Annotated in this window: 19 protein-coding genes; 10 read left to right on the top strand and 9 right to left on the bottom strand. The window is 62.3% G+C overall.

Translation table 11 applies throughout. The annotated features are described in order from the left end of the window. Nucleotides 1-2: 2 nt before the first annotated feature. On the bottom strand, nt 3-413 hold the full coding sequence (locus tag FGU65_RS06910; protein ID WP_301663707.1) for a molybdopterin dinucleotide binding domain-containing protein: 411 nt from the start codon (nt 411-413) through the stop codon (nt 3-5). Between the two features lie 725 nt (nt 414-1,138). Here FGU65_RS06910 and dinB point away from each other — a divergent pair. Then, complete coding sequence (gene dinB / locus FGU65_RS06905; protein ID WP_301663706.1) at nt 1,139-2,221, top strand: DNA polymerase IV; 1,083 nt, start codon at nt 1,139-1,141, stop codon at nt 2,219-2,221. Nucleotides 2,222-2,240: 19 nt separating this feature from the next. On the opposite strand, the gene FGU65_RS06900 is transcribed toward dinB, so the two are convergent. Together FGU65_RS06900 and FGU65_RS06895 are read right to left on the bottom strand one after the other, a co-directional pair. Continuing rightward, complete coding sequence (locus tag FGU65_RS06900) at nt 2,241-2,849, bottom strand: M48 family metalloprotease (protein ID WP_301663705.1); 609 nt, start codon at nt 2,847-2,849, stop codon at nt 2,241-2,243. Between the two features lie 133 nt (nt 2,850-2,982). Next, nucleotides 2,983-4,521: a sodium-dependent transporter gene (locus tag FGU65_RS06895; protein ID WP_301663704.1), complete on the bottom strand. Its 1,539-nt coding sequence runs from the start codon at nt 4,519-4,521 to the stop codon at nt 2,983-2,985. 95 nt (nt 4,522-4,616) lie between these two features. Here FGU65_RS06895 and FGU65_RS06890 point away from each other — a divergent pair, with 95 nt between their 5' ends. Then, nucleotides 4,617-5,051 carry an HNH endonuclease gene (locus FGU65_RS06890; protein WP_301663703.1) on the top strand — a complete coding sequence of 145 codons (435 nt, stop codon included), beginning with the start codon at nt 4,617-4,619 and terminating at the stop codon, nt 5,049-5,051. Between the two features lie 11 nt (nt 5,052-5,062). On the opposite strand, the gene FGU65_RS06885 is transcribed toward FGU65_RS06890, so the two are convergent. Then, on the bottom strand, nt 5,063-5,821 hold the full coding sequence (locus FGU65_RS06885) for a TrmB family transcriptional regulator (protein WP_301663702.1): 759 nt from the start codon (nt 5,819-5,821) through the stop codon (nt 5,063-5,065). 134 nt (nt 5,822-5,955) lie between these two features. Here FGU65_RS06885 and FGU65_RS06880 point away from each other — a divergent pair, with 134 nt between their 5' ends. Further along, nucleotides 5,956-6,396, top strand: coding sequence for an NTF2-like N-terminal transpeptidase domain-containing protein (locus tag FGU65_RS06880; RefSeq protein WP_301663701.1), 441 nt, complete (start codon nt 5,956-5,958; stop codon nt 6,394-6,396). Nucleotides 6,397-6,448: 52 nt separating this feature from the next. Next, entirely contained in the window at nt 6,449-6,895 is a 447-nt protein-coding gene (locus FGU65_RS06875; protein WP_301663700.1) for a hypothetical protein, read from the top strand. Between the two features lie 32 nt (nt 6,896-6,927). Here the strand turns inward: FGU65_RS06875 and FGU65_RS06870 are convergent, their stop codons facing one another. Beyond that, the gene (locus FGU65_RS06870; RefSeq protein ID WP_301663699.1) at nt 6,928-7,965 is read right to left on the bottom strand and encodes a S1C family serine protease; all 1,038 of its coding nucleotides are present in this window, start codon (nt 7,963-7,965) and stop codon (nt 6,928-6,930) included. 303 nt (nt 7,966-8,268) lie between these two features. On the opposite strand from FGU65_RS06870, the gene FGU65_RS06865 reads away from it, so the two are divergent. The 5 genes from FGU65_RS06865 (at nt 8,269) to FGU65_RS06845 (ending at nt 11,735) form a co-directional block, all read left to right on the top strand. Beyond that, complete coding sequence (locus FGU65_RS06865) at nt 8,269-9,057, top strand: tetratricopeptide repeat protein (protein WP_301663698.1); 789 nt, start codon at nt 8,269-8,271, stop codon at nt 9,055-9,057. A gap of 189 nt (nt 9,058-9,246) precedes the next feature. Further along, nucleotides 9,247-9,906, top strand: coding sequence for a tetratricopeptide repeat protein (locus FGU65_RS06860; protein WP_301663697.1), 660 nt, complete (start codon nt 9,247-9,249; stop codon nt 9,904-9,906). 141 nt (nt 9,907-10,047) lie between these two features. Beyond that, on the top strand, nt 10,048-10,890 hold the full coding sequence (locus FGU65_RS06855) for a MerR family transcriptional regulator (protein ID WP_301663696.1): 843 nt from the start codon (nt 10,048-10,050) through the stop codon (nt 10,888-10,890). A 114-nt stretch (nt 10,891-11,004) separates the two neighbouring features. Continuing rightward, nucleotides 11,005-11,169, top strand: a complete 165-nt coding sequence (locus FGU65_RS06850; protein ID WP_301663695.1) for a hypothetical protein — start codon at nt 11,005-11,007, stop codon at nt 11,167-11,169. 50 nt (nt 11,170-11,219) lie between these two features. Continuing rightward, complete coding sequence (locus FGU65_RS06845) at nt 11,220-11,735, top strand: GNAT family N-acetyltransferase (RefSeq protein WP_301663694.1); 516 nt, start codon at nt 11,220-11,222, stop codon at nt 11,733-11,735. A 45-nt stretch (nt 11,736-11,780) separates the two neighbouring features. Here the strand turns inward: FGU65_RS06845 and FGU65_RS06840 are convergent, their stop codons facing one another. Together FGU65_RS06840 and FGU65_RS06835 are read right to left on the bottom strand one after the other, a co-directional pair. Beyond that, a complete protein-coding gene (locus tag FGU65_RS06840) occupies nt 11,781-12,464 on the bottom strand; it encodes a PEGA domain-containing protein (protein WP_301663693.1) in 684 nt (227 codons plus the stop codon). A 243-nt stretch (nt 12,465-12,707) separates the two neighbouring features. Beyond that, the gene (locus FGU65_RS06835) at nt 12,708-13,652 is read right to left on the bottom strand and encodes an ABC transporter permease (protein ID WP_301663692.1); all 945 of its coding nucleotides are present in this window, start codon (nt 13,650-13,652) and stop codon (nt 12,708-12,710) included. A gap of 56 nt (nt 13,653-13,708) precedes the next feature. On the opposite strand from FGU65_RS06835, the gene FGU65_RS06830 reads away from it, so the two are divergent. Beyond that, nucleotides 13,709-14,023, top strand: a complete 315-nt coding sequence (locus FGU65_RS06830) for a hypothetical protein (protein WP_301663691.1) — start codon at nt 13,709-13,711, stop codon at nt 14,021-14,023. Between the two features lie 9 nt (nt 14,024-14,032). On the opposite strand, the gene FGU65_RS06825 is transcribed toward FGU65_RS06830, so the two are convergent. Beyond that, on the bottom strand, nt 14,033-14,335 hold the full coding sequence (locus FGU65_RS06825; RefSeq protein ID WP_301663690.1) for a DUF3795 domain-containing protein: 303 nt from the start codon (nt 14,333-14,335) through the stop codon (nt 14,033-14,035). 63 nt (nt 14,336-14,398) lie between these two features. After that, entirely contained in the window at nt 14,399-14,965 is a 567-nt protein-coding gene (locus FGU65_RS06820; protein ID WP_301663689.1) for a small multi-drug export protein, read from the bottom strand. Nucleotides 14,966-15,017: the final 52 nt, after the last annotated feature.

The following is a 15,017-nucleotide window of genomic DNA, read 5'->3' as shown; positions in this document are numbered from 1 at the left end:
GCTTACTCACCATTCCACAGCCCGACGGCTCCCTGAACACATTCGAGCGCACTCTTTCTTTTCTCCCCGCGTGCGGACTCGACCGTCACCGGAAATCCGCTGTACTGGGGTTCGCCGGTTGCCTGGGTCCGCGGCGGGACGATCTGGTTCGACCAGACGCCCTGGGGGATGTGGGCGAGCCCGGGGTAGACCGTCTGGCGGCCCTTGATAGCCTTTACGATGACACTCCCGCATTCACTCGTTACTCTCACGAGCTGGTTCGGCAGCAGGCCGAGCGTTCTGATATCCTCTTCATTCATCTCGATGATCGAGCAGGCTTCGAAGTACTCCTGCGTCGTCTTCCCTTTCTCCATCGCGATACCTTCTTCGATGGAGCGCTGGGTGATCATGTTCAGCGTCAGTTTGTCTACCATATCTCTACCTCTTCGTGCATCATGGGCTCGATTGAAGGGCTTTCCCTCAGGCGAGGCCGTGCTGATGGCAAACGGAATCTCCTAAAACCCCGGTGTCCGGTATGGGCGCCGGGATTGTGAAGGACAGCGTCGCGGTTCTGCTTTGTGGCTGCAACGCAGGGCCGCCCCGATCTTCAGGTGAGGCGGCCGGGCCCGATCGGCTCTGATGCCGCCCGTTCGCACCGGCGGTGCGGGGCATCGGGGGAGTGCATTCGCCGGCCGGGAACGTGTTCCGACAAAGCGTTGTAATGTGTTGTATTTAACCGTTCCGGCGCATTTTGCAGCGTAAAAACGGAAAAAACGGCCAAATTTTGTAAATTTAATCGGGTTAACCCGGATCGCCATGTCACAAGATCTCATTGTCTATCGTGCCCGAATTTCGCACGGGTTTCCCAGATCCTCGGGTGTCCTACAGATTTAACATGTACTTAACTCTCCTCCTGCCGGGCACGACCCCTCCCACGCGGATCGCAGGGTAAACCCCTTTGAAAATCGGCGTAATTATTCAGATCCGGAGAAAAGCGCGGAAACGCATGCGCTTTCCTGTGCTGGATCAGGCACGTTCGGGAGTCTCGCAAGACGGGCAGAGCCATGACAAGCGTCGGATCCGCCCCGATGTATTCTCTTCATTTTCGGGGGGGGCGGCATGCATTTATCGCCGAGACCGCTCAGATACGTACCGGTGTATGGCTGCCGACGACCGGATCATCCTCCATGTGGATATGGACAGTTTTTATGCCTCGGTCGAAGTCCGGGAGCGCCCCGTTCTTCGGGGCGCTCCGGTCGTGGTCGGGGCGGACCCGCGGGGCGGGGCAGGGAGAGGCGTTGTCAGCACCTGTTCGTATGAGGCACGGCGCTACGGCATCCACTCAGGCCAGCCCATCTCCCGGGCCTACGATCTCTGTCCGCATGCCGTCTTTCTGCCGGTGAACCGCAGCCTCTACGTCCGGGTGTCGGAGAGCGTCATGCAGATCCTCGGGGAGTACGCCGACAGGATGGAGCAGGTGAGCATCGACGAGGCCTACCTCGACGTCACCGGCGCCGGGAGCTACGCCGGTGCCGAGCAGCTCGCCCGGTGCATGAAGGATGCGATCCTGGAGGCGGAAGACCTCACCTGCTCGGTCGGGATCGCCCCGAGCAAGGTCGTCGCCAAGATCGCCTCGGACTGGCGGAAACCTGACGGGCTGACGGTCGTCCCGCCCGACCGGGTGACAGAATTCCTTGCTCCCCTGCCGGTCGGAAAGATTCCCGGTGTCGGGAAGAAGACCGGGGCGGAGCTCGCCGGCATAGGTGTCGGAACGGTCGGCGACCTTGCCGCGTGCGACGTCCAGGAACTGATAGCCCGCTTCGGCAGGTGGGGGGTGCACCTGCACGACCTCGCCTGCGGCAGGGACGAGCGGGTTGTGCAAGAACGGGACGGGGCGAAGTCGATCAGCAGGGAGACGACCTTCGATGCGGATACGGATGATCCCGGCCGCATATGCGGTGCGATGGATCGTCTCGCCGCTGACCTCGCTCGGACGCTCGCCGCCGACGATCTCCGGTTCCGCACCCTGACAGTGAAGGTGCGGTATCGTGGTTTCATCACCCATACCCGATCGCGGACGCTGAACCGCTACACCAATGATGCTGCACAGATCGGAGCGGGTGCGCAGGAGCTGCTGGCGGGGTTCCTCGACGGCCGGTACGTCCGACTGATCGGCCTTCGCCTCTCGATGCTGGAGCATGACCGGACGAGGCAGACGTCGCTCTGCGAGTTCTCCCGGTAAACCCGCCGGAAAAAAAGGTTTACGCCGTGTCCACGCCGGTGCGGATGCGGGAGACCCGCTCGTCGATGGGGGGGAAGTAGCCGGAGAACTGTCTGCCGCACGGCGGGGAGATGCTGCCGCCGGTATCGGCGATGCCGGTGAGGATGCTCTGGAGGAGCCGGGACGGGTGCCCGATATTGTAGTGCTGCTGCAGCGTCTCCGCCGCGTACCGGTCGGCGACGAACTCCTCCTCGTACATCCGGCGGTAGAAGATGCGGTAACAGAGGAGTGCGGCACCGGAGACCAGCAGGACGGTGAGTGCGGAGAGTGCGGCGTCGGGGACGGCGGTGAGCGGGGATCCGGCCAGTCCGATGAGGAGGAGGAGAGGAAGTGCGGCGATCCCGTACGTCGCGAGCGATCCTTCTTTGATATGCCCCTCTTCGTGCAGGAGAACGAACCGGAGGGCATCGTCGCTGAGATGGGCGAGTTTCTGCTCGTAAAAAGCCTTCCGGTACCGGATGCTCCGGGCCATGCCCTGCACGTTCGGGGTAACCGGGCACTCCAGCAGCCGGCGCTTTTTGTCGATCAGCCCGCGTGCCTGGAGTTCCCGGAAAATTGTGAAGAGTCGGTCGTTGCTCACTGTGCTCATTTTCGCACTCAGGGGTTTTATTTCAACCATAAATATAATTTACCTCGGAATAAATCCCGCAGGCAGCCGCCTTTCGCAAAAATATGGCTATCACACGGCATCGCTCTCGGGATCACACCTGCCGTGCGGCGTTTCAGTCCCGGGCGGGTTCTCCGGGATCCGCCGGCCTTGCCTGCGCCGCGATATCGGCATCCCTCGCTGCTCCGGGACCGCCGTCGAATCTCCGGGATATCGCGACGGCGGCGATCGGGGCGCCGGCGACGAGCGCCCACCCCGCTGCCTGTGCGAGGGGTGGATAGCCCCCGTACGGCGCGGCGATCCTGTCGACCAGGTTTGCGGCGACCGCGACGATCAGGACGGCAGGAACGAGATACCCGATACTGACGTCCCACCACCTGCCGACCGGGCGGGACGCCGATGCGTTCATGAACCGCCGAAGCCGCCCGGCACCGTAGAGGTGACCGATCACGACCGCCTCCAGGATGCCGACGATGAGGACGGCAAAGGAGTTATAGTAGGAGTCGACGAGATCGAGCCAGTACAGCCCTCCCTCCGTCATGAAGAGCAGGGCAGCGAGGAAGATTCCGACGCAGACCATTGCAGAGAGCCGGACGGGCGGCGCAGCAATATAGTCCTGGAGCGATATGCTGATCCCCTCGACCGCGGCGAAGATGGAGTCGACGGCAAGGGTGACGAACATCACGAAGAAGAGGATGCCGAAGATCTCGGGAGCCAGTGGGAGGAGGCTGATCGCCGCCGGGTAGACCACGAACGCGAGTTCGATGCCCCCTTCCACGACCTCGGAGACCGGCATGCCGGTGGTGTGGGCGAGATAGCCCAGGGTCGAGAAGACGGCTATCCCGGCGACGAACGAGGTGATGCCGTTCGCGATGCAGATCAGAAGCCCGCTCCTGACGAGGTCGTGCCGGTCAGGGAGGAATTTCGCGTAGGCGATCATGATTCCCATGCCGATCGAGAGTGAGTAGAAGATCTGCCCGAAGGCAGCCACCCAGACGCCGGGCCGCATGAGCGCTGCAAAATCCGGTGTCAGGTAATAGGAAAGCCCGTCGAACGCCCCCGGCAGCGTCACGCCGCGGACGACCATGACGATCAGGAAGGCCCAGGGAAGGAGCACCGTCAGCCAGACGACCTTCTCGACGCTCCGGATCCCGCGGAAGATCGAGACGTACACCGCTGTCCAGGAGATGAGCGCACCGAGAACGACCAGCCAGTTCATGCCGCCGAGCGTAAAGATGTCGGGTGAGAGGCGGAGGAAGGTGTTGTAGAAGAATCCTGCCGGATCCGATCCCCAGGCAAGGGTCGCGGCGAACCCGATGTAGTTCACGCCCCAGGCCATGATCACCGAGTAATACGCCATCAGGATGATCGTCAGGATGACGACCAGCCAGCCGATCCAGGCGGTCTTCCGGCCGATGAGCATCCGAAACGATCCGGGCACGCCGGCCCGTGCCCGGTAGCCGAAGGCGCTCTCCATCAGCCAGAGCGGAATGCCTGCGACGAGCAGGGCTATGATGTAGGGGATCAGGAACGCCCCGCCGCCGTTGTCGTAACAGACGTAGGGAAACCTCCAGAGGTTCCCTAGGCCAATCGCCGCCCCGATCCCGGCGAGGATGAAGGTGAGGCGTGAACTCCACTGAACGTCCGTGCTCATTGTCGGGAAATTTTGCGCCCGGAGCCGGAAAGGTGTTATGGTTTCTCTCCCGGCACCGGATCGTTCTTCACCCCTGCGGCAGACATAGATCCGGCGTGAGTGAGATACAGCTGGATCTCGGTGCGTTCGACCCTGGCACCGGGCCTCTCTGCGGGGGCAATCCCGACAGGAACGGCTTTCGGCAGCTCTGCTACCGGTGCGCCTTCGCCGACCGGACGGAGAGCCAGCTCCTCTGCCGGCTCTACGGCGTACGGATTACGGCGCGGGACAAATACGGCCTGAAGGGGTGGAAAAACGCCAGAAAGTCCGCGCTTGAGCGTGATGGGCACTGCTGCGCCATCTGCGGAAGAGCGGAGGAACTGCACGTACACCACATCGACGGCGACAACACCCACGATTGGCTCGAGAACCTGGTTACCCTCTGCGAACACTGCCATGCCCGGGTACATACCGAGCTCCGGCGGGAAGGGGGCGATGAGCGGGTTGCCCGGGTGCTCGAGGTAGTGCGGACGCAGGATGCGGCAGAGTGACGGATCCCTGGTTACTCCGGTTTCGGTGACGTCCCCTCCCAGAGCCGGTCAAACAGCAGCATGTACGTCTCGACGATCTGCCGGTTAGAAACGGCGACGACGAACGGTCGTTCTTTGAGCACCATGATGGCAAGCATCGTGTCGGTGATGATGGTCGTCGCTGCGGCGTCGCGGTCCGGCGGGGTGAACCGCAGCGTCACGGCATCGGAATATGACCGTGCAATCTCCGACGCTCCGGCCGAGGCGTTGTAGATCATCCGGATATCCACCCGGTGGTGAAGCCGCTCGTCGCGGCCACGCTGCAGCAGTTTCGGGAAGAAGTACTCGATATGCCGCGTCGCCTCGCCGGTGCCCCCGATGACGTAGAGGCGGCGCGTGCGGTCTTCACGGATTGCAGCGTACACCTCTTCGTAGAAGGCCTTGAGGGCCTCGCTCCCTTCAAATATCCTGACGGACTCGTCTGCATCCGTCTCGCGGTAGGCGTCCCGCAGGCGGTCGACCGCCTCCAGTACTCTGGCACGCCGCTCGTCGATGATGGCGGCGATGCGGCCCGGGTGGACGGCCCGGTAGAGGTGCGCCTTCGGTCCTCTGACGCGTGTCACCAGGCCTTTCTCCAGCAGTTTTGTCAGCGTATCGTAGACGTAGGGGCGGTAGAGTCCCGAGATCTCTGCAATCTCTCTGGCGCTCAACGGCCGGTGCGCTATGAGGGTTGCATAGACGCTGATCTCCGCCTCGTTCATCCCGATATCCCTGAGCGCCCTGAGATCCATTACTGATCGCGGGTCACCCGGCCGGTTAAGCGTTGCGATTGTGTCGTAACTCTGACGACACACGTTTTTGTAGTTTTCTGCCGAGTACTCTCTGCAAAGGCCGTTTCACGGCCTTGTATCCGTGAGGGTCGTAGATGACACTTATCCCACTCCGGCTGTTCCCGGTTCTGCTCGTCCTGCCTCTCGTCATAGCCGCAGGGTGTACCGGTTCAAAGACCGATACGGATGCATTCAGTCCGGTCTCGGTCTCCCCGCCGGCGACGACCCTCCGCATGTACCAGGGCTTTTTCAACGACGGCGACGCCGCCGGGATTGCATCGCTGCTCTCCGAAGAAATCCGGCTCCGGTGCGGTGCCGCTGCCGTCGAGGAGCGTATCCGGCCCTTCGTCACGAATAATGTAACGATGGATGAGATCCGGGTCGCCACCGCGCTCATCTATCCCGACGGAACGGCGGATCTGACGTTCTCCGTCCGGTGGCGGCTGCACGACGGTACGGTGCAGTGGGATGAGTATGTGCTGAAGGTGGTGGCCGAGGACGGGCTCTGGCGCCTCCCCTGCCTGATAGAGCCCTGAAAAATGAAGCGTGTGGGATCCTGCCCGCACAAAGAATCCGGAGAATTTGCAGATGATACAGAAACGTGTTGCTACTCTTGCAGTTGTGTGCATGGTGGCGGCGATCGCCGCCGCGTGCAGCGCCGGCTGTCTCGTCCGGGATGGCGGGCCGGCCAAACAGTCCGTCGAGGGCCCCGAGTTCCACCAGATGACGGAGGGCTACGACGACCGGGTTGTTTTTAAGGTCATTCCCCGGAGCGATACGCCCGGGACATACGTCGTGAACTACTCAATCCTGCAAAACGGCACAACGGTCGAGACCCGGTCCAAAGCGGTGTACGAAAACATCTCCGACGCAGCTCCGATCGTCTTCGTCGCTGACCGGTCGGCGGACGATGCCGTTGCCCTTGTGATTGAGGTCATGAGCACAGACGGAACCGTCCTGCACACCAGCACGACAAGCGTCGGCCCTGTCCGTTCGGATCTGCCGACGACACCCCTCAGACCCGTTCCGCAGTGAATGGGGGGATCTGTGGAGCCCTCTTCGCCTTTTTATCTGGCCGTGATCGGCACCGCAAAACCCGCCGGTGTAACCGAAATAGTGAATCTCCTGCCGTTCCGCAGGACGGTGACGGTCAACGTCTCGTCGATCGATCGGGCGGCAAGGTTGCGGTGCAGGTCGTCGACGTTCCCGACGGGGGTCTCGTTGACGGCAATGATCAGGTCGCCTCGCCGGATACCTGCCCGGGCTGCAGGGCCGTGCGGGTCGAGTGTGACGACCTCAATCGCCTGTCCGGCGTCAAGGCCGAGCCGTGCGGCCGTCGTCCGATCAAGCGGCCGGACCTGGCAGCCGATGCCGAGATGCGCACGCCGGACCCTGCCGTGCGCGAGCAGCTCCGGGACCACCGTCTTTGCCGTATCTACGGGGATGGAGAACCCGATGCCCTGGGCAAGGGCGATGATGGCGGTGTTGATGCCGATGACCCTGCCGCGCGAGTCCACCAGCGGCCCTCCCGAGTTTCCCGGATTTAAGGGCGCCGTGTGCTGGATGACGTTCTCGATGAGCCGGCCGTCACGGCTCCGGAGGGCTCGCCCGAGTGCGCTGAGCACACCGGTGGAGACGGTCGACTGGAACCCGAGAGGGTTTCCGATGGCGATCGCGAGCTGGCCGACGGCGAGCGAGCCGGATTCCCCGAGCGGTGCGGAAACAAGCCCTTCTCCGTCTGCCCGGATGAGGGCGAGATCGGTGGCCGGATCGGTGCCGATGACCCGTGCCGGAAGGGGCGTCCCGTCTGCAAGCCGGGCCTCTATCTTCCCGGCGCCGTGAACGACGTGGTCGTTGGTCAGGATCGTGCCGTCGGGATGGATGATCACGCCCGAACCGGCCCCCGCCTGCTCCCCCTGCGACCCAGGCATCCGTTTCCCGACAGCCACACTGACGACGGCCGGGCCGACCGACTCGACGACCCGGATCACCGCACGGGAGTATGCATCAAGCAGGTCGGCATCGGATTCTGCGGTGCCGGCGGCAGGTCGTGCGTCGCCGGCAGACGGAGTGGGGGGTGCGGAGCCGTCCGCCGGTCGCAACATATTGAGGATATTTTTATACATTGCATTTTTATATTTATTTGTGAGTGACAATTTACTTTTGGTTAGTGCCGGTTCCGGGTGCACCAGCACCGTACCGGGATCCGCCCTGGGCTTTAGGGGCCCTGAATCTCTTTCCTGGATAGTATATCACTCACTCCGGAATCTCCGCCGCGCCTCCGGGGACGGCCGGGGCTTAGAAACAATTATATGTAAGATGTGCAAGTGTAAGCATCAATTACGAGGGATGCACAGCGGATGGAGATATTCAGAGACCTCTTCGGAAGAAAGAGACGAGAACCTGAGGTGAAACGGCACGATCGTGACCATGAACGGGCATGGAACAGCACCGCGATCGACTTCGCACGCCAGGGCAGGTTCGACGATGCCGTCGGGTGCTTCGACCGGGCACTCACGACTGATCCGCGGAATCCGAAGATGTGGAATAATAAGGGTGTATTCCTTGAGCTGCAGAACCGGGATCAGGAGGCGCTTGCCTGTTTTTCCCGGGCGCTGGAGATCGACCCGGATTTCGTCCCGGCATGGATCTCCCGCGGCATGATGCACCGGCGGCGCGGCCGGCTGCAGGAGGCACAGGACTGCTACGATCAGGCGCTCGCGATCGATCCCTCCTCGGTCATTGCCTGGTATAACCGGAGCGGTGTTTTTGTAGCGCTCGGCCGGGTGCCGGAGGCGATCGCCTGTTATGGAAAGGCGCTGGAGCTCGATCCGCAGTTCGTCCCGGGATGGATCGATCTCGGCTATGCTCACTTCACCCGGCAGAACCATACGCAGGCGATCTCCTGCTATGATCGCGCAATTTCGGTCGATCCGGAGAATACCCGGGCGTGGAGCCTGAAAGGCGGCGCATTCCACAGTATCGGCGCCTACGAACGGGCGCTCTCGTGTTTTGAGCGGGTACTGAAACTCGATCCGGATTCTGCCTCCGGCTGGAGTATGAAGTGCAGCGTGCTCTTCCAGATCGGGCGCTACCCGGAAGCCCTTGCCTGTGCCGACCGGGCGCTTGCGATCGATCCGGACTGCCGGCTGACGGCACAGGTCCGCGACCGGCTGAGAGAACTGGTCGATCAGTGAGCGGTTCTCTCCGTGACCTGTGCAGCGGCGGCGGCGGAATACTTATATATCACTTTCCCGAGTGTTAGCCTGCGGGGGGACAGTTCGACGGTTCACGTATCGACGATCGGTATCGATGCCGGATTGCCGGAACGGGGCGGATCGGGGAGATCCGATCCGGCATCTCCGACCGAGCGGCATAGAGTTGCGGTGCTGTACCGTGACGGCGTCTACCGGGATCTGCAGGGCATGGACCGGGAAGCCCTGGCCTGTTTTACCCGGACGCTCTCCATTGATCCGCGGTTTGTCCCTGCATGGCTTGCACAGGGGATGCTGCATCGGCGGCGCGGGCGGTTGCCGGAGGCTGCCGCCTGTTATCGCCGGGCACTTTCCATCGACCCGCGCCGGATTTCTGCACGCTACCGTCTGGCCGAAACACTCGTGGTTCTCGGCAGAACCGAGGAAGCAATCGCCCGCTACCGGGAGGTGCTCGATGAGGATCCCCGGTTTGTCGGTGCCTGGATCGGTCTTGGCTACGCGCACTTCACGCAGCACCGGTACGAAGAGGCGATCGACTGTTATGACCGGGCGATCGCGCTCGTCCCGGACAACCCCAGGGTCTGGACGCTGAAAGGCGGCGCGCTCTATGCGCTCGGGGAGTACCGCAATGCCTTTGCCTGCTTCGACCGGGCGCTCGCGGTCGACCCGCGCCACGCGGCCGCCTGGAGCATGACCTGCAGCGTCCTCTATCACCTTGGGATGTACCGGGCTGCGCTGCTCTGCGCCGAGAAAGCCCTGGCACTCGATCCATCCTGCAGGCTGACCCGCCAGGCGCGGGGCATGCTCGAAGAGATCGTGCGGCAGTGGTGAGCGTTTCGGATCGGCAGGGTTACCTGCCGCGGGCGCCGAGTATCGCCATACATGTACGTCCGGGTTTTCGCATCAAACTCTCCCCCGGGGGAGACTCCGACCGTTGATGACCGCAGAGCGCCAACGGAGTGATCGTATCACATGGCACCTGATCGGATCTCTATCGGAATGTTCTCGCTGGTCACGCACCTCTCGCCCAAAGCTCTCCGGCTCTATGATGAGAAGGGGCTCCTCGTCCCTGCCGAGCGCGATATCTGCACCGGCTACCGCTACTATACCTACGCCCAGATCGAGCGGGCCGTCCGGATCAAAAACCTCCTCTGGCTCGGTTTTTCTCTGGATGACGCCGCGACTCTCCTCTGCGCGAGGGACCAGGGCGATGCCGGGCGGGTGCGCTCTCTCTTTGCGGTGCGGCTCGTTGCGACGGAGCGGGAGATCCGCAGGCTGCATGCGGTGCAGGAGGTCCTGCAGCAGCAGGATCCACTCTCTGGAGGATTCCGTATGTCGGTCACCGAACCTGAAATCAAGGAAATACCCGCCCTCCGGGTGATCAGCAGGAGGGAGCGGGGCGTCTACCAGGAGACGATCCCGAGACTGATCGGCGAACTCTGCACGTTCCTCGAGGCCGGGGGCGGGCAGCAACCTGCGGTGAAGATGGCAGGTCCCGTGATGTTCATCTGCCATGACGAGGAGTATCGCGAGACCGATGCCGATATCGAGATCGCCATCCCGGTCAGCGGGCGGGTCAGCGTGGATACCGCCGCAATCGAGGTTAGGAGCCTTCCTGCGGCACGGGTTGTCTCCGTGCTCTACACCGGGCCGTATCCCGGTGTCGCGACAGCGTATGAAAAGGCATTTGCATATCTCGGAAGTCACGGCCTCGTTCCCGCAGGCCCGACCCGCGAGCTCTACTTTAACGACCCCACCGAGGTCCCCGAAACCGAGCTCCTGACCGAGGTGCATGTCCCGGTGCGGGAAGAATAACCCATTTTTCCCGGAAACAGGCATTTATAATCCTGCTCACCCGGGGCACCCAAACGACGGTACTCTTACCCCGGCGATCACCTCACCGCCTACACGGAGGTCCGGGGTGAGTAGTTGGACGAACTGCTAGAGGTAGAACTCGGGAGGGTCACCGTGACCGACGGTGCCCGTCTCTCCTACGGCCTGCTGCCTGCCGGCACCTATGCGTATGCCCTCACTGCCGAAGACTTCAACGGTAACGTAGCGTGGTCGGGCACGGTCGCCGTTGAGATGACGTAGGGGCGACCGGAAAGCATACAGGCGGTGAGGAGCAATACTCTCTGATCTGCATGCCGGTTCCGGACACCCTCATCACCGACCGCCTCTGTATCCGCCCCTACCTCCAGGGCGATCTCGCCTCCCTCGTTCGTTTCTTCAACAACCCCCGCGTCACCCGGTATACGGATCTCCCCGACGGGCAGACCCATGAGGAGACCGCGGCCTTTCTCGGTATGATCCTTGCTTCATATGCCACGCAAGAGCCGATATTCGCCTTTGCCGTTACCCTGCGAGACGGCGGCGAGGTCGTCGGATCGTGCGGGTTCGCGCCGATGGACGACGAAAGCACCGTCCAGATCTACTACGCGTTCTTCCCCGAGTACTGGGGGAAGGGCTACGCGACTGAAGCGGCCGGGAGGATGATCGAGTACATCTTCTCCCTCGGGCGCTTCGGGACTATCGTCGTCGATTCGGCTCTCGGGAACCCCGCATCGGGACGGGTTGCCGAACGCCTCGGCATGCAGCCGCTCGGCATCGTGGAGCAGAAAGGCAGGCACTCCCGGCGATACGTGCTGAACCGGGTGTGACGCCGCCCGTCCGGGCATGCGAAAAAAAGGATCTGGTTTTTCAGGTCAGCTACGTCGGAGCGCGAGGAGCATGCCCGCACCGAGGAGGCCGATCAGCACGGTGATCGGGCTGATGGGCGACTGCTGCGTCGGGACCGGGGTTGCCGGGTTCAAGGTTGCGTAGAGGTCGACGGTCTCGCCCTTCCCCGGGAACTGGTCGACCTGGGCGGTGTAGGTCGTGTATCCGGCCTTCGAGACGGTGAAGGTCTGGTAAGGCGTTCCGGTGGTGTAGACCGGCACGCTCAGCGTCCCGTCGCTGATGGTGCCCTTGAGCTCGTTGTCGAAGTAGACCTGGGCGCCGTCAACATTGGCGTGGACGACGTACCATCCCTGGTCACCGCCGATCTGCCCGGGCGTGGGCTCTGCCGGGTTCAGGGTCGCGTAGAGGTCGACGGTCTCGCCTTTTGCCGGGTACTGGCTGATCTCGGCGGTGTAGGTCGTGTATCCGGCCTTCGAGACGGAGTAGGACTGATAAGGCGTTCCGGTGGTGTAGACCGGCACGTTCAGTTCACCGTTCGCGATCTGTCCTTTATAGTCACCGTCGAAGTAGACGTCGGCGCCGTCGACGTTGGCGTGGACGACGTACCATCCCTGGTCGCCGCCGACGGTCTCTGCTGCAGCCGTTCCCGTGATGCCGACGAGGAGCAGGAGGGCGATCGCCGCAGAGACGGTCTTTGCGAGGGTTTTCATATTCATTCTCTTCACATCCGAATGGATCACGAAATCCGCATCACGGCCGCCCGGCGGGCACCTCCGCTCACCTGCAGACTTCTTAGTTGTGATTGCTTCTCGCCTGTTTTTCAGGGTTCCGGTTTGGTTCGACGGGCAATGCTGCTTCCATGGGTTTTTTGTCTGCTTTTTCAGTTTCCGACCTCTTCCACGCGGGCGGATGGTCTTTCTCTTCGAAAAAAGGAGGGAGGACGTGGTCTCACCCTACTCTGCCCGCAGCGCTTCGATCGGGTCGAGGTTCGACGCCCGCCATGCCGGGTAGACGCCGGAGACGACGCAGATGCCGGCGCCGACGAGCATGGCCACGGGGACGTAGACAACGCTGCCGGGTGCAAAGAAGTACTCCGCGGTCCCGACCATTCCGAGCACCAAGACATAGCCGATGGTAAGGCTCAGCACCGCACCGATGGCCGCGCCGACGACCCCGAGGATTGACGCCTCGTAGACGAACATCTTCAGGATCTCGTCCCGCTGCGTACCGATGCTCCGCAGGATGCCGATCTCGCGTGTCCGCTCCGAGACCGACATCATCATAACGTTGAAGATCGAGACTGCGGCGACGAGGAGGGATATTCCGGCAATCGCCATCACGAAGGTCGTCATCGTCGAGAGCGTCGAGGTGATGCTCTCGAGCATCCGGCTGCTGTCCTGGACGGTGACCTCATCCTCTTTCCTGTTCAGCTGGTCATCGATCGCCGTCTTGACGGTATCGACGTCGTTTAAATCGTTCACGACGATGTTGACCTGGTTATACTCACCCTCCCCGCCGTAGATGCCGGTAAAGAGTTTCTCGCTGCCGACGATCGCAGAGTCGGTGTTCAGGTCCATCGACATCCCGCGCTCTTCGAGGAGGCCGACGACGCGGACGGTCGTGACGTCGCCCTCGTCGGCGTCACCGATATCGATCTTGCTCCCGATCGTGAGTTCAAGCCGCCCGGCAAGGGTGGATCCGACCACGACCAAAGTCGTGCTCTTCGGGTACGCCCCCTTCTCGAGGTTGAGAATCACCGGGATCACGTCGGGATCGAGCCCGTAGACGGTTGCTCTCCCGCCGTTCGACCCGGCTTCGATGGAGTCGGATTCCTGGTGTATGGCGTATATCGTGCCGTATTTTGCAGCGATCTGCACCGCTGCATCGTCTCTCCACATCCTCTCTGAAACGAAACGGCAGGAATTTAACCCTGCTCCGGCAAACTACCCCTCATATGAGCGAGAAAGCAGGTCACTTTGATAACGGGCGGTGGGTCGAGGAGCCGGAGACCGAGACCGAGACCGAAGAGATTCCGATCGAGTCCGGACCGGCGCCCGAAAGCGGGGCCAGCACCGAAGACCTCCTTGCCGATGCTTCCCAATCGGTCAGGAAAGCCGTCGACGACGTCGTCAGAGCCGGCCGTCACCTCTTTGGGACGCCGGCGGGAAGGGAGCAGATCGAACGCTCGGCGCGAAAAGCAGGTTCCGATCTCGAGAAAGCGATCAACGAGATGGCGGAGAGCGCCCGGAAGGCACTGGAACGCCGGTGACGGTTCGCCTCACTCTCTCCTCCGGGCGATGAGGCGGTGCTTCATCGCCGCAAGCACGGCGGCGAGTTCGTCGTCACCGACGGCCGGGTCACGGTAGCGGGTGAACCGCTCGCAGATTAGGTTGGGGCACTGCCCGCAGTGCTCGAATCCATGTTCCCCGACGCAGCATTCGTAGACCGGGCAGGTCTCTGCATCGACGAACTCCGTCCAGAACGGACTCCCCGAGACTTTCTTACAGCCGCCGCATTCCGCGAGATGCTCGCAGTCGGAACAGATGATGCCGCAGACGGCAATCTCTCCCTCCGTTTTCATATTCTCGTATCGTCTCTTCGGGCTGAGAGCACTTCGCCCTGCGGCGCGAAAATGATGGTCTGGTCAGAAGGCCAGGCTGACGATGCCGAGCGCCATCGCCATGACCACCGCGGATGCGATCAGCCACCCGATCAGCATGCAGAGCACCGAGAGTGTGCGGGGATACTGGAAGAGCCGTGCGACGATGGGCGTGCCGTAGAGGGCGATCCCCGGGATCCAGATGATCGGTATCAGGATCAGGACGCCGTATTTCCTGAAATAGTCGACGTTCTTTGTCTTTTCATCGATCTTCTGCAGCAGGCTGTTGAACCGTGCCGATCGGGAGGCCAAGAGATCGCTCAGTTCGAAGATCACAAGCATGATTCCGGCCGCCACCGACGTAACCAGCGCGAGGGTGACGAGGGGGTGGAGGCCGAACCCGAGCCCGACCACTGCCGCTCCCGCCTGCAGGAGGAGCGTGGATACGATCAGCGTGATCACGGCAGGGGACCCGATGCTGGATGCAATTCCGAGAATGAGCGGGACGGCAAAGATAAGGAGGAGAATCGCCGCCGCGGCTCTGACGACCCGGGTGAGGGACGTCCCGTCCGAAGACGCCTGCGTGCCGCCGGTGGATGATCGAAGTGCCATCTCGTGCCAAATCCCTCATTCACTTCCGACGTCTTGAAAGTATGCCCGCTTT

Source organism: Methanoculleus frigidifontis (assembly GCF_030464345.1).
In the GTDB taxonomy this organism is placed as follows: Archaea; Halobacteriota; Methanomicrobia; order Methanomicrobiales; family Methanoculleaceae; genus Methanoculleus_A; species Methanoculleus_A frigidifontis.
The sequence above is the reverse complement of the archived record's forward strand: the minus strand, read 5'-3'. Positions and strand labels throughout refer to the sequence as shown.

Excerpts from the sequence above, each read along its gene's own strand:
- FGU65_RS06910 (WP_301663707.1), bottom strand. The coding sequence starts at position 413 with ATGGTAGACAAACTGACGCTGAACATGATCACCCAGCGCTCCATCGAA.
- FGU65_RS06825 (WP_301663690.1), bottom strand. The coding sequence starts at position 14,335 with ATGAAAACGGAGGGAGAGATTGCCGTCTGCGGCATCATCTGTTCCGAC.
- FGU65_RS06830 (WP_301663691.1), top strand. The coding sequence starts at position 13,709 with ATGAGCGAGAAAGCAGGTCACTTTGATAACGGGCGGTGGGTCGAGGAG.
- FGU65_RS06900 (WP_301663705.1), bottom strand. The coding sequence starts at position 2,849 with ATGAGCACAGTGAGCAACGACCGACTCTTCACAATTTTCCGGGAACTC.
- FGU65_RS06880 (WP_301663701.1), top strand. The coding sequence starts at position 5,956 with ATGACACTTATCCCACTCCGGCTGTTCCCGGTTCTGCTCGTCCTGCCT.
- FGU65_RS06840 (WP_301663693.1), bottom strand. The coding sequence starts at position 12,464 with ATGAAAACCCTCGCAAAGACCGTCTCTGCGGCGATCGCCCTCCTGCTC.
- FGU65_RS06820 (WP_301663689.1), bottom strand. The coding sequence starts at position 14,965 with ATGGCACTTCGATCATCCACCGGCGGCACGCAGGCGTCTTCGGACGGG.
- FGU65_RS06875 (WP_301663700.1), top strand. The coding sequence starts at position 6,449 with ATGATACAGAAACGTGTTGCTACTCTTGCAGTTGTGTGCATGGTGGCG.
- FGU65_RS06870 (WP_301663699.1), bottom strand. The coding sequence starts at position 7,965 with ATGTTGCGACCGGCGGACGGCTCCGCACCCCCCACTCCGTCTGCCGGC.
- FGU65_RS06835 (WP_301663692.1), bottom strand. The coding sequence starts at position 13,652 with ATGTGGAGAGACGATGCAGCGGTGCAGATCGCTGCAAAATACGGCACG.
- dinB (WP_301663706.1), top strand. The coding sequence starts at position 1,139 with ATGGCTGCCGACGACCGGATCATCCTCCATGTGGATATGGACAGTTTT.
- FGU65_RS06885 (WP_301663702.1), bottom strand. The coding sequence starts at position 5,821 with ATGGATCTCAGGGCGCTCAGGGATATCGGGATGAACGAGGCGGAGATC.
- FGU65_RS06845 (WP_301663694.1), top strand. The coding sequence starts at position 11,220 with ATGCCGGTTCCGGACACCCTCATCACCGACCGCCTCTGTATCCGCCCC.
- FGU65_RS06895 (WP_301663704.1), bottom strand. The coding sequence starts at position 4,521 with ATGAGCACGGACGTTCAGTGGAGTTCACGCCTCACCTTCATCCTCGCC.
- FGU65_RS06855 (WP_301663696.1), top strand. The coding sequence starts at position 10,048 with ATGGCACCTGATCGGATCTCTATCGGAATGTTCTCGCTGGTCACGCAC.